Genomic DNA, 11,556 nt, shown 5'->3' on the forward strand with positions numbered 1-11,556 from the left:
TTCTACTTGGTTGCAACATATGTGTAGAACCTGGGTTCTATTTTGAAATGCGACACGCCATGATTTTTCGGTGTTTACAGATCGAGGAGCTCCCCCGTGACGTCGCATCTCATCTGCCGCGCCATCTTCGGCGTTCGCTGTCCTGGGATCAGGGGGCTGAGATGGCCCGTCATGCTGAACTGACCGTCGCCGCTGATCTGCCGGTCTACTTCTGCGATCCTCACAGCCCATGGCAGCGCGGCACAAATGAAAACACCAATGGCCTGCTGCGCCAATACTTTCCGAAGGGAACCGATCTTAGCTTGCACGGTCCTGATGACCTCGAAGCTGTTGCAGCTGCGCTCAACGGGCGTCCGCGCAAAACCCTCGGCTGGAGAACCCCGGCAGAGGCACTGGACGCGCTGCTCACGAACGCCGAAACTGACCATGTTGCGACGACCGATTGAGTCCGCCCAATACTGTTCCCATGACTACCAAAAAATTATGCGGAACCACGGCCTGACCGCGTCCATGAGTGGAAAGGGAAATTGCTACGACAACGCTGCTGTCGAGAGCTTTTTCAAATCCCTTAAGGCGGAAATGGTTTGGCGCAGAAACTGGCAGACCCGCAGGGAGGTCGAAGTTGCCCTCTTCGAATACATCAACGGATTCTATAACTTCCGCCGCAGACATTCAGCCTTGGGCTGGAAAAGCCCCGTGGCATTCGAACGAAAGGCCGCTTAACATGAGCACCTGATCGGAACAGGACCGCGACAGGTCCACTTCTGCTAAAGGAGCCTGATGAATGGTAGTGGATGACAGAGACTGCCATTCCGTCAATGCCACAAAAACCTATAGGCTCAGACGGCTGAAAGATTGATAGCAGTTCTCTGGTAGCTCAGGGATTTTTGCACAAATCTGCCTGTGATCAGGTAAGTATACCTAGAGGCTATTAGAACTTGTTGATGGGGATCTTGAGGTAACTGTTGCCATCGGCTTCGGGCGCTGGAAGCGCGCCGCCGCGCAAGTTGACCTGAAGGGCGTATAGCATACGATCAGGCAAGCTGAGTACGGCATCCCGCTTTTCACGAGCCGCAATAAAATCTGCCCTCGTTACTCCTTCCTTCACATGCTTGTTAAATTTCAAGTGCTCATCCACTGTCGCTTCCCACATCGGCTCGGGACGCTCATCGGTACCGTAGTCATGTCCAATGAAAATACGAGTTTCTCTAGGAAATGAAAGAATTTCTTGAATTGATTCCCAAAGCTGAGCCGCGCTTCCTCCGGGAAAGTCGGCACGGGATGAGCCCACGTCAGGATACATAAGTGTGTCATGAGCAAAGACTGCGTCACCAACAATATACGTGATAGAACCCAATGTATGGCCAGGCGAGAGTATGACACGGAAGGATAGAGAGCCAACTTCAAACGTATCACCGTTCGCAAAGAGCAAGTCAAAATAACGCTCGGGCTGGAAAGCTTCCGGCTCATTGTAGTATTCGCGCCAAAGCTTGGCGATGTTTTGGATTTTCTCTCCGATTGCGTTGGGCTTGCCGGTGCGCTGCTTAAGCCAGTGGGATGCCATAAGGTGATCAGCGTGCGGATGCGTATCAAGAATCCGATTCAATACCAGCCCGTTCTCTTGGATCAGTGCTAATGTTAGCTCAGCACTTTCAGTAGAGGTGCGGGCAGCGGCAGGGTCAAAATTCAGGACGGTATCGATAACAACTGCGGCCTTAGTCTCTGGGCAAGCGACAACATACTGAATCGAGCCGCTGGCCCCTTCATATATACCCCAGACATCCGGGCTACCGCGGCCGGTGGTTGGAGAGTGGCGGGTCAAATGATGATACTCGGTCATAGCTGCTTTTCCATAGATTTTTATTTTTTTATCTTAACTATTAGATGAGAGGATCGATTAGACACGTATTGTCATGTTGTAATACAGACAATACGCCATTTCATCCAATGCTACCCAAAGCCGGAAAATTATCTAGCAGCCAGTAGGCAAGGCGTGGTAACTGTCCCGTCATTATTGCTAGCCCCATGATAACCATGACTCCCCCTGCGACCTTGTAGAGAACACGTCCCGCACTCCCAAACTTTTTGAGGCGCTTAGTAATTGTATCAATAAAGATCGCTGCGAGAAGAAAGGGGACCCCAAGCCCTGCAGAGTAGATAGAAAGAAGTAAAATTCCGTCCGTCATTTTCGATGAGCTGGCGCTTACTGTTAGAATTGCACCAAGGATCGGGCCAATGCAGGGAGTCCAGCCAAAGGCAAAGGCCAACCCAAGGAGATAAGCCCCAAGCGGGCGTCCACCGGAAACATCTAAGCTAAGACGAAGATCTCTGGAGAATAGGCTGCTACGAAATATGCCCAGCATGAATAGCCCAAAAGCGATGACGAACGCGCCGCCTACGATGCTAAGTTCATAGTGGTAAACAAGAAGCAGATGCCCGAGCATGCTAGCGCCCGCACCAAGAAGGATGAAAACTGTTGAGAACCCAAGTACGAAACAGGCACTGAGGGCGATAGCTGGTAGGCGGGCTGACATACTATTGCGCCTTGCCTCTCCAAGATCCTGACCGGCGATGTATGAAACATAGCCTGGTACGAGCGGCAGAACACAAGGCGACAGAAATGAGATGGCACCGGCAAGAAAAGCAGCAAATACACCTACTCCAGATATTTCAAGCATGCTGGCGACTACTCCTTAGTTATTCAGTTATTATTGCGATGGCCGTCATCGGCAACAAATGTTCAAAAGAACGGCTAGATACATACCTTGCTTTAACATGACCGAATGGACACTTTGCCCAACGCGACCTGCTCCCCGGCTGGAAACGGAACCTGCATGGCGTAAGGCATTGATGCGACGCCATCATTCATGACCGTTTGGTGGAGCATCGGCATATCCGCCGCAGGTGTGGTGATGGACATCAGCGTGTCATCTGCCGTGCCGGAATTGCGGATGGTCAGATTGACCACGCCGGGTCGCGCCATGCCAATGGAGGCGCGGGACCAGGCCTGAGAGACCTCCAACGCACCGGTTGTAACGGTTTCGCAGGCCAAAGCAGGGCCCGCAGCGGCGATCAGAGCGAGGGTGGCAAAGATGCGTTTCATGTGGGTCACAATCTGGCTTGAAGGTCGGCGACGATTTCGGAGGCGGGCGTGCCGTAGGTGAACTGGCCAAGCCAGTCCCCCTCGGGACTGATCAGGTAAAGGGCAGGGCTGTGGGACATGGCATATCCATCAGGCGCGTCGGCGTTGTCTTCACGCTCGTAATAGATGCGAAAGCTGTCCGCCGCAGCGCGAGTTTGTGCCGCATCCCCGGCCAAGCCGACAATGGAAGGGTGAAACGCCTCGTATACTCGTCGAGGCCCAGCTCTCTGTCGCGCTCGGGGTCGATCGAAATAAAGAGCGGCTGCACGTCGTTGGACAGTTCACCCAGATCGTCCATGACCTGAGCGACCACCTCGGCCAAGGTTGTCGGGCAGATGTCGGGACAGTTCGTGAAACCGAAAAAGACCAGGATGTTGCAGAAGCTAATCTAGACACCTGACGTTGCGCATGATGAACCGGGATGTCGGCAAGGGCGGTAGCTCTCCGGTTTCAAGTTCCAGATCCTGATCCGGCACATCGTAGTCGATCTCATTCACCAAGTATCTGCAAAACGCTTTCATCTGGCTGATCGCGATCCATTCGCCCGGGCAGCGATGGTTCATATAGTGGTCGCCACCGCCCTGTGGGATGAAGTCATAGGGGTTTTCGGTGCGGCCCCGAAACCGTTCTGGACGGAACTCAAGCGGCGCATCCCATGAACGCGGATCGGTGTTCGTACCATAGAGGTCGAGCAAGACCCTGCACCCTTCCGGAAAGTGATGCCCGCGCCACTCGAATGCGCTTTCTACCCGTGCCGCGACCGCAGGAAAAAACGGATACAGACGGCGGACCTCTTGCACGAAAGGTTCAAGCTGTCCCTCGTCATCCTTCAGCTTTTGCCGCCATTCGGGATGCCGATGCAAAGCATGCGCCGCCTGAACTATGAACACGGATACCGCAACGGTCGGACGCAGGACATTTAACATTTCTACGGCGGCCACCCTGGGGGTCAACAACTCTCCATCGAGATCGCGCCATGTCGAAATGACATGAAGGGCATTTTCCTGCGTCGGCTGAGGCTCACCATTGCGGACCTGTTGGATTAGGCGTGCTGCCCATTTTTCCAGGCGGTGGCGCGCCAGACGCGCGCCCCAATGTTTGTGGCCAAGGGCCCCGGCGTCCTGAAAAAGCGCTGTAAGCTGCGCCGTTCGGGTCTCCACCTCAGCTTCATCAAGCGGCACCCCGGCCCAAGCGCAGACAGCTCTTGTGAGCATTTCGCGCACTTCGTCATAGAGGACGACCTCGTTCCTCGCCTTCCAGTCCGGCGCATATTTTTTCAGCATGTGAAGCGACGTGCTTTGAAGCGCGGCGATCCGCTCGGTTCCCATGAGTGACATGAACATCTTCTTGCGGTGCTGATGAGCCTCGCCGTCCAATCCCTGTACCCCGCCTTGCCCCAGCAGGGTCTTCTGTATGCGGCCTGGCATCGAGCCTGCGCGGATGAGCCGGTCTTCCCGATAGAAGGCTTCTGCCGCCGCCGCGCCGGTCATGCAGATCGTCTCTTGAAGGAGGATGCGGGTTTCGAACAGGTCTGTGTCGAGTGCGCGGCAGGTCTCCGAAATGAACCCATATGGGTTGCGCAGCAGGGCGAATGTGCTGTCAAAGCCTTTCGCAGATGGTATGCCGAACATCGGTTACACCCCCGTTGTGTTTTCCTTGCGTTGACCCTGACCAAGCTTGTCCTTCGCAGAACGGAAGCTGTCCCAGAACAACAGGGCCGCGCCGCAGAAAATCGTTACGTCCGCAAGATTGAAGGACGGCCAATGGTATGATCCGTAATGGAAGTCGAGAAAGTCCGGAACGGCCTGATAGCGCACGCGATCGAGAATATTGCCGAGCGCGCCGCCGATGATCAGACCGAGAGCGGCAGCTGTTAGCCTGTCCGGCGCGCGCCATAACCAGATCAATAGCCATGCCACAATCACGCTAGCAAGCGCGACGAGACCCCACCACGGTACGAACCCGCCGAGCATACCGAAGCTGACCCCATCGTTCAGAACCCGCACGAGGTTAAGAAAGGGTAGAACCTCAACCCCGCTCTCAAGCTCACGTGTAGTCAGGGCGAGCGCCTTGGTGCCTTGATCGAGACCGAGCGCTGCGATTGCGCAGAGCCCACCAAGAACGCGACTGTTCATGCCGTTGCCTTCAGATCGGCCCGCGCGTCTCGGATGATCGCCCAAGCGGAGTGCAGGAACAGTCCGGCGACACCAAAGGCGACGATAAGGTCGGGCCACGCGCTGCCCAGCCACGCCACGAGACCAGCGGCGATGACGACCGCTGCATTGCCAACAGCGTCGTTGCGCGAGAACAGCCAGATAGCCCGCATGTTCGCGTCGCCCTTGCGGAATCGCAGCAGCGGCAGAACGGAGACGACGTTCACAACAAGGGCAATGATACCGAGCAGGCCCATGAGACCTGCATCTGGCGTCGTCGGTTCGAAGACACGTACGATGGTTGTGCCGAGAATGCCAAGACCGAGTAGGCCAAGGAAGATGCCCTGGATCAGAGCCGACCGCGCCCGCCAGGAAAGGCTCCAGCCGATGGCCAGCAGGCCAAGAAAAGTGATTGCGCCGTCGCCGATGAAATCGAGCGCGTCAGCCTTCACGGCCTGTGACCCGGCGATGAACCCGCCGATCATTTCAAGAGCGCCGTAACCGACATTCAGGATCACGACGATCCAGAGGGCGCGTCGGTAGGCCGGGTCCTGATAGGCCGGATTCGGCGGAATATCTCCATCGCCCTCGATCCGGTCGAAGCCGTAACCGGTCACCGCAACGGCCTTTTCGATATCTGGCAGGCGCGCCTCGGAGGCGTTCAGTGTCATGATGTGCGTTGCGGCCGACACCTTCACATCGTCGGGCGCTACTCCGGCCGACTGCGCCGCCCGTTCGATCTGCGCGGCATCCTTTGCGCAATCCATACCGGAAACCCGGTAACGGAAGGGCGGGGCATCAGCCGTCGATCCGGCTCTTTCGGTGTTGGCCATGGTCGCGCTATTCCTGCTAGGATGAATCGAAGAACAACATATCAGCGAGGAGTGATATGGTGCAAATCGTCGATGACCGCAAGAGCGCGACCATCGAGCGACGGGCGAAATTGTTCCGCGGCTTCGCGGACCCGAGCCGCCTGGCCATTCTCGGTGCACTTTGCAATGAGCCATTGGCCGTTCACGAGATCGTCGAGCGGACGGAACTATCGCAACCCAACGTCTCCAACCACCTGAGGTGCCTGCTGGACTGCGGGCTTGTCGCCAGCGACCGCGATGGGCGCTTCATCCGCTACCGTATCAGCAGCCCGCGCATCACGGTCCTTCTGAGCGATGTAGACTCACTTCTCGACGTGGTCTCAGAGGGTGTTGACGCGTGTAACAATTATCGTGGGGAATGAACGATCAAATTTTGACCGACACACACGGCATGATGCACCGTAGCGCTTCGAAGGCACAGCTTGCCGACAGCTATTGCAGGCGGCTCGCGCTCGCCGTGAAAATCCAGTCCTTCATCTTATCACTCAAAAAGAATATTCCCTAACTAGGCGGATCGAGGGCCTGAAGTTTCATGGAACTGGCTATGCGGGTGATGGTCATGATCGTTTGGGGGTCATTCCATTCACGCTGACATCTCAGCCGCATGGGCTTGTTGCGGCTGCACTTGCGACTGAATATGGGATTGGCGTCAGAAGCGGCTGCTTTTGCGCCCATCCGTACCTGATCCGCTTGCTTGGACTTTCGCCAGACGCGGTCGAGAAGGTACGCATTGACATGGCCCGGGGCGACCGCCGCACAGTGCCTGGAATGGTCCGGATCAGTTTCGGAATGTACAATTCAACCGATGACATCGATCAGCTTGCCATTGCCCTGGAACAGATTGCCGCCGGTCAGTTCAACGGGATCTACAGCCAGGAGCGGGAAAGTGGCGACTACAGCGCTCTTGGCTGGAAAAGCAACACGGCCTCGGCCTTTTCCCTGGGCGCGGCATGAACCCGAAACGACCGGGCCAAAGCCTTTGTATTCGCCTCGGGCCTGAAACTGAGCCTTTGGCCTATTTCCAAGACTGAACAGAATGAATGATAATTGCCGTATCCATCGCCAAATCCTCGGCGATGGATACTCCGCTGTCACGGTCCTGCCGGTAATCCCGGCAACCTCTCTTCACAGTTTCACACCTCTCAGGCGCAATGCATTGGCGATGACCGAAACGGAGGACAGGCTCATCGCCGCTGCGGCGAACATCGGCGAAAGGAGCAGTCCGAAGAACGGGTAGAGCAGACCGGCTGCCACCGGCACTCCTGCCGCGTTATAGATCATCGCGAAGAACAGGTTCTGCCGGATGTTGCTCATGGTCGCCTGCGACAAGCGCCGTGCGCGTACAATGCCACCAAGATCGCCTTTCAGCAGGGTGATCCCGGCACTTTCGATGGCAACGTCGGCACCTGTTCCCATGGCGATGCCCACGTCGGCCTGAGCGAGTGCCGGCGCATCGTTGACTCCGTCTCCGGCCATGGCGACCTTGCGACCCTCAGCCTGAAGATCGCGGATGATCCGGGCCTTGTCCTCGGGTAACACGTCGGCCCGGATCTCTTCGATCCCGAGGCGTCCGGCGATGGCGCGGGCAGTGCGCTCGTTATCGCCCGTCGCCATCACGATGCGGAAACCCAGTTCGCGCAGCGCCTTCAACGCTTCGGGCGTCGTTTCCTTGACGGGATCTGCAACGCTGACCAGACCTGCAATCACTCCGTCGACCACGATGAACATGACGGTTTCGCCCTCGTCCCGGCGTGCGTTCGCAGCCTCGGCCGCGGCCGGTGCATCGATCCCGAGTTCGGCCAGAATCCTGGCATTGCCAAGAGCAACGGATTTTCCGTCGACCACGCCCTTGACCCCCATGCCGGTGACAGCCTCGAAGTCATCTGCTTGTGCCAGGCTCAATCCGCGAGCTTCGGCACCGCGCACGATGGCCTCGGCCAGAGGGTGCTCAGATCCTCGTTCCAGGCTGGCCGCGAGACGCAGAATCTCGTTCTCGTCATGACCCCGTTCTGGTAGAAGCGCCGCAAGTTCCGGCTTGCCGACCGTCAGCGTGCCGGTCTTGTCGACGATCAGGGTGTCGACCTTCTCGAAGGCCTCCAGCGCTTCGGCATTCTTGATGAGAACGCCCGCCTGAGCGCCTCGGCCGGTGGCCGTCATGATCGACATCGGGGTCGCAAGCCCGAGGGCGCAGGGGCAGGCGATGATAAGAACAGCAATGGCCGAGACGAGTGCATAGGCCAGGGCGGGGGCCGGACCCCAAATCGACCAGGCGATAAAGGACAAGATCGCAACGGCGATAACAGCCGGGACAAAATATCCCGCCACCGCGTCGGCGAGCTTCTGGATCGGGGCACGCGACCGCTGTGCCGCTGCCACCATCTCCACGATCTGCGCAAGCATCGTATCCTTGCCCACGCGCCTGGCCTCGATGATCAGACTTCCGTTGCCGTTGATGGTGGCCCCTGTCACCGGATCGCCGTGAGCTTTCTCGACGGGAACCGGCTCGCCGGTGAGCATGGATTCGTCAACGAAGGAACGCCCGTCCACCACCTCGCCATCAACGGGAACCTTCTCGCCTGGCCGGATACGGAGGCGGTCGCCGATCTGCACGTCTTCGAGCGGGACCTCCTCCTCCTCACCGTTTTTGCGGATGACACGAGCACTCTTGGCGGCAAGATCAAGAAGCGCCCGGATCGCCGATCCTGTCCGTTCGCGCGCCCGCAGTTCGAGGATCTGCCCGAGAAGGACAAGAACCACGATGACGGCCCCAGCCTCGAAATAGATGCCAACATTTCCTTCCGCATCACGGAAACCGGCCGGGAACAGCTGTGGCGCGATGACAGCAACCGTGCTGAAGCTCCACGCGGCGAAAACCCCCATGCCGATCAGGCTGAACATGTTCAGGTTCATGCTGCGAAAGCTTTTCCAGCCGCGCACGAGGAACGGCCAACCGGCCCACAGGATCACCGGCGTCGCCAAAATCAGTTCCAGCCAGTGCGCGGCCCGCTCGCCGGTCCAGCTGCGAAGGGGGAGGCCGATATAGCCCCCCATGGCCAGAAGCACCACCGGCACGGTCAGCACGAGGCCCACCCGGAACCTGCGGGTAAAATCCACCAGCTCCGGGTTCGGGCCCTCGTCTCCCTGAGGGACACCCTTTGGTTCCAAGGCCATTCCGCAGATCGGGCAATCTCCAGGGCCGACCTGCTCGATCTCTGGATGCATGGGGCAGGTATAGGTCGTGCCTGCGGGCATTGGTTCCGGCGTCGGCCGACCCTTCAGATAGGTCGCTGGCGCGGTATCGAACTTATCCTTGCAGCGAGGTGAACAGAAGTAGAAGCGCTCGCCCTCGTGCTTCGACAGATGTTGCGCCGTCGCGCGGTTGACTGACATCCCGCAAACCGGATCAACGGCTTCGACATAGGTTTCGGGCTCGGCCGCAAATTTGTTACGGCATCCATCCGAGCAGAAATGGTAAAGATGGCCTGCGTGCTCGTGGTGGAAACTGCTGCCTGCGTCGGCCGTCATGCCGCAGACTGGATCGCGCACTGTGGCTTTCTGGGCATCCGGATTGTTCATCTGGCTCTCCTTTGTGCAAAGGCATTGTTCCGGGATCAATCTGGGGCCTCCAGCCACTGGAAGGTCAAGGGAGTGCAAAAAAGAACTTTGACCTGTTGACCCTCCAGTAGGTGGAGGCCCTATCTGGGGAGCAAGGATGAAGGAGGTCGGCATGAACATCGGCAACGTGTCGGAACGCAGCGGTCTGCCCGTGAAGACGATCCGCTACTACGAGGACATCGGCCTGGTGCGATCTGAACGGAGCAGCAATGGCTATCGGCTGTTCAGGGAGGACCACCTTCACAAGCTGAAGTTCATTGGCCGCGCCAGATCGCTTGGGTTCAGCCTGGAAGACTGTCGCGAGCTGATGGCTCTCTACGAAGATCGTGAATCTGCGGCTGCCGACGCAAAGGAGATCGCCCGGCATCATATTTTCCGGGTGGAGCAGAAGATCGTGGAGCTCCAGAGTATGACCGCAACGCTTCAACGCCTGGTCGCCCTTTGTGATCAGGGAAATCGGCCTGAATGCCCTATCCTGAACGACCTCGCGCAAGGACAAAGCAGTTCAGAGGACAAGGAAATGTCCCTCTCACATTGTCGCGAAGAGTCGGCAGTGGATTCTCTTGGAAAGAAGGCATAGATTAAGCGCCATGACCGTGTTCAGCCGCATGCTTCTCGTTCTTGTGCTTGCCGTATTTGCGGCAGGGTCAGTCGTGCATGCGGCTGGAGCGAGCACGATGGCAGTTGATATGGCTATGGTCGAGATGTCGGACATGGATCCTGCCAGTATGGGTTCCGCCGATTGCAATGCCTGCGGCGACGAAGACGGAGCAGGCACTGCAGTGTGCGATCTTGTCTGTTCGGCAGGAGGCTTCGCTGCCGTTCCTGAGGCCGACACGCCTGAACTCAGACCCACGACGCATGACCTGCGGCAGCAGTTCAGCGATGTGAAGCTCAGCGGCGTCGGCAATTTGCCGCTCCGAGACCCCCCACGATCCAATCCTCTGATCTGACCGCTTTTGGCGCGTGATGCGTCAAAAGCCGGTCCCGTGGAGGCGTCAGCCTCCGGTCTGGTCCTGTCTCGCCCCAAAGCGCGACTGCCAGCAGCCGACCCGGATCATGAGGTAGTCCCATGTCACCCAAATCACCTTCGATGCTTTCGCGTCGCCTGTTTCTCTTCTCTGCCGCAAGTGCGGCAAGCATTCTGGCGCTTCCGTTGTCGAGCATCGCATCCATTCCGGCCCCCCGAGCGGTGGCATTCGACGGCGACAGCATCCTGCTTGCAGCCGACCGTCTTTTCCGCAGCGACAATGCCGGTCGCTCCTGGGCGGCGCTTGCCGCGCCAGGACCCGTCTTTGCGCTGGCAACCCATCCCGCGCTTTCCGGCCGCATCCTTGCCGCCCTCGATCGAGGCATCGCCCTGTCGGACGACGGCGGACAGATCTGGCAGGTCCGCGATGACGGCTTGCCTGAGGCCAAGGTTCTGGCAATCGCCATGGCTACCCGCGCCCCTGACACCTTCTACGCCGCGCTGGAGGGCGACGGGCTGTGGATGTCGGAGGATGCAGGCCAGTCCTGGAGCCTGGCGATGGACCGCCCCTGGCTCAATGAAGCGGAGCGCGATCCGCTGGCCTTGACCTCTGTCGATCTGGAGAGCGGCATGGGCGGGATCTGGCTCTATGCGGGCACCGAGACCGGTCTGACCCGCGTGCCCGACTGCTTCTGCCGGTGGCAGGATGTTCAGCCCGGTGACGCCATGGATGCGCTGGTCTCGCAGGATGCCCCACCGTCCGAGGCCCCGCTGCCAGAGGGCGAGGCGGTCCTGTCGTTGGTC

At 58.4% G+C, this 11,556-nt stretch carries 15 protein-coding genes and 1 pseudogene; 7 read left to right on the forward strand and 9 right to left on the reverse strand.

All coding sequences use genetic code 11. The features are described from left to right. Both TY51_RS21105 and TY51_RS12720 read left to right on the forward strand, forming a co-directional pair. Positions 1-446, forward strand: a 446-nt coding sequence (locus tag TY51_RS21105; RefSeq protein WP_231559043.1) for an IS30 family transposase, incomplete at its 5' end; no start/stop codon positions are given. 4 nt (positions 447-450) lie between these two features. Next, a pseudogene (locus tag TY51_RS12720) lies at positions 451-723 on the forward strand (IS3 family transposase); the annotation flags it as partial. A 208-nt stretch (positions 724-931) separates the two neighbouring features. Here TY51_RS12720 and TY51_RS12725 read toward each other — a convergent pair. The 8 genes from TY51_RS12725 to TY51_RS12750 form a co-directional block, all read right to left on the reverse strand. Then, a complete protein-coding gene (locus TY51_RS12725; RefSeq protein WP_042250083.1) occupies positions 932-1,840 on the reverse strand; it encodes an MBL fold metallo-hydrolase in 909 nt (302 codons plus the stop codon). 100 nt (positions 1,841-1,940) lie between these two features. Beyond that, positions 1,941-2,678: a cytochrome c biogenesis CcdA family protein gene (locus TY51_RS21110; protein WP_081994992.1), complete on the reverse strand. Its 738-nt coding sequence runs from the start codon at positions 2,676-2,678 to the stop codon at positions 1,941-1,943. A 92-nt stretch (positions 2,679-2,770) separates the two neighbouring features. Then, positions 2,771-3,103 carry a copper chaperone PCu(A)C gene (locus tag TY51_RS12730; RefSeq protein WP_052650158.1) on the reverse strand — a complete coding sequence of 111 codons (333 nt, stop codon included), beginning with the start codon at positions 3,101-3,103 and terminating at the stop codon, positions 2,771-2,773. A gap of 5 nt (positions 3,104-3,108) precedes the next feature. Further along, positions 3,109-3,222, reverse strand: coding sequence for a hypothetical protein (locus TY51_RS24550; protein WP_373960711.1), 114 nt, complete (start codon positions 3,220-3,222; stop codon positions 3,109-3,111). Next, positions 3,195-3,455, reverse strand: a complete 261-nt coding sequence (locus TY51_RS24555) for an SCO family protein (RefSeq protein WP_373960712.1) — start codon at positions 3,453-3,455, stop codon at positions 3,195-3,197. The genes TY51_RS24550 and TY51_RS24555 overlap by 28 nt, the downstream gene beginning before the upstream one ends. Before the next feature lie 70 nt (positions 3,456-3,525). Next, a complete protein-coding gene (locus TY51_RS12740; RefSeq protein WP_042250084.1) occupies positions 3,526-4,773 on the reverse strand; it encodes a cytochrome P450 in 1,248 nt (415 codons plus the stop codon). 3 nt (positions 4,774-4,776) lie between these two features. Then, a complete protein-coding gene (lspA, locus tag TY51_RS12745) occupies positions 4,777-5,277 on the reverse strand; it encodes a signal peptidase II (protein WP_042250085.1) in 501 nt (166 codons plus the stop codon). Continuing rightward, entirely contained in the window at positions 5,274-6,128 is an 855-nt protein-coding gene (locus TY51_RS12750; protein WP_042250086.1) for a cation transporter, read from the reverse strand. The genes lspA and TY51_RS12750 overlap by 4 nt, the downstream gene beginning before the upstream one ends. A 56-nt stretch (positions 6,129-6,184) precedes the next feature. On the opposite strand from TY51_RS12750, the gene TY51_RS12755 reads away from it, so the two are divergent. After that, complete coding sequence (locus TY51_RS12755) at positions 6,185-6,529, forward strand: helix-turn-helix transcriptional regulator (protein WP_042250087.1); 345 nt, start codon at positions 6,185-6,187, stop codon at positions 6,527-6,529. Positions 6,530-6,602: 73 nt separating this feature from the next. Beyond that, positions 6,603-7,121: an aminotransferase class V-fold PLP-dependent enzyme gene (locus tag TY51_RS21990; RefSeq protein ID WP_139085845.1), complete on the forward strand. Its 519-nt coding sequence runs from the start codon at positions 6,603-6,605 to the stop codon at positions 7,119-7,121. 171 nt (positions 7,122-7,292) lie between these two features. Here TY51_RS21990 and TY51_RS12765 read toward each other — a convergent pair whose 3' ends face one another. Then, positions 7,293-9,743, reverse strand: coding sequence for a heavy metal translocating P-type ATPase (locus tag TY51_RS12765; RefSeq protein ID WP_081994993.1), 2,451 nt, complete (start codon positions 9,741-9,743; stop codon positions 7,293-7,295). A 151-nt stretch (positions 9,744-9,894) separates the two neighbouring features. Here TY51_RS12765 and TY51_RS12770 point away from each other — a divergent pair, with 151 nt between their 5' ends. From TY51_RS12770 to TY51_RS12780, 3 genes are all read left to right on the forward strand, one after another. Beyond that, positions 9,895-10,362 (forward strand): MerR family DNA-binding protein, encoded by a 468-nt coding sequence (locus TY51_RS12770; protein WP_081994995.1) that lies wholly within the window; start codon positions 9,895-9,897, stop codon positions 10,360-10,362. Positions 10,363-10,372: 10 nt separating this feature from the next. Continuing rightward, positions 10,373-10,735, forward strand: a complete 363-nt coding sequence (locus tag TY51_RS12775) for a hypothetical protein (protein ID WP_052650160.1) — start codon at positions 10,373-10,375, stop codon at positions 10,733-10,735. Between the two features lie 119 nt (positions 10,736-10,854). Continuing rightward, positions 10,855-11,556, forward strand: a 702-nt coding sequence (locus TY51_RS12780; RefSeq protein WP_156118020.1) for a sialidase family protein, incomplete at its 3' end; no start/stop codon positions are given.

This window comes from Paracoccus sp. PAMC 22219 (genome assembly GCF_000787695.1).
Classification (GTDB): Bacteria; Pseudomonadota; Alphaproteobacteria; order Rhodobacterales; family Rhodobacteraceae; genus Paracoccus.

What these genes read in the sequence shown, in the direction of transcription:
- TY51_RS12725 (WP_042250083.1), bottom strand. Translation starts at nt 1,840, where the DNA reads ATGACCGAGTATCATCATTTGACCCGCCACTCTCCAACCACCGGCCGC.
- TY51_RS12730 (WP_052650158.1), bottom strand. Translation starts at nt 3,103, where the DNA reads ATGAAACGCATCTTTGCCACCCTCGCTCTGATCGCCGCTGCGGGCCCT.
- TY51_RS12770 (WP_081994995.1), top strand. Translation starts at nt 9,895, where the DNA reads ATGAACATCGGCAACGTGTCGGAACGCAGCGGTCTGCCCGTGAAGACG.
- TY51_RS12755 (WP_042250087.1), top strand. Translation starts at nt 6,185, where the DNA reads ATGGTGCAAATCGTCGATGACCGCAAGAGCGCGACCATCGAGCGACGG.
- TY51_RS24550 (WP_373960711.1), bottom strand. Translation starts at nt 3,222, where the DNA reads ATGTCCCACAGCCCTGCCCTTTACCTGATCAGTCCCGAGGGGGACTGG.
- TY51_RS12750 (WP_042250086.1), bottom strand. Translation starts at nt 6,128, where the DNA reads ATGGCCAACACCGAAAGAGCCGGATCGACGGCTGATGCCCCGCCCTTC.
- lspA (WP_042250085.1), bottom strand. Translation starts at nt 5,277, where the DNA reads ATGAACAGTCGCGTTCTTGGTGGGCTCTGCGCAATCGCAGCGCTCGGT.
- TY51_RS12775 (WP_052650160.1), top strand. Translation starts at nt 10,373, where the DNA reads ATGACCGTGTTCAGCCGCATGCTTCTCGTTCTTGTGCTTGCCGTATTT.
- TY51_RS12765 (WP_081994993.1), bottom strand. Translation starts at nt 9,743, where the DNA reads ATGAACAATCCGGATGCCCAGAAAGCCACAGTGCGCGATCCAGTCTGC.
- TY51_RS21110 (WP_081994992.1), bottom strand. Translation starts at nt 2,678, where the DNA reads ATGCTTGAAATATCTGGAGTAGGTGTATTTGCTGCTTTTCTTGCCGGT.
- TY51_RS12740 (WP_042250084.1), bottom strand. Translation starts at nt 4,773, where the DNA reads ATGTTCGGCATACCATCTGCGAAAGGCTTTGACAGCACATTCGCCCTG.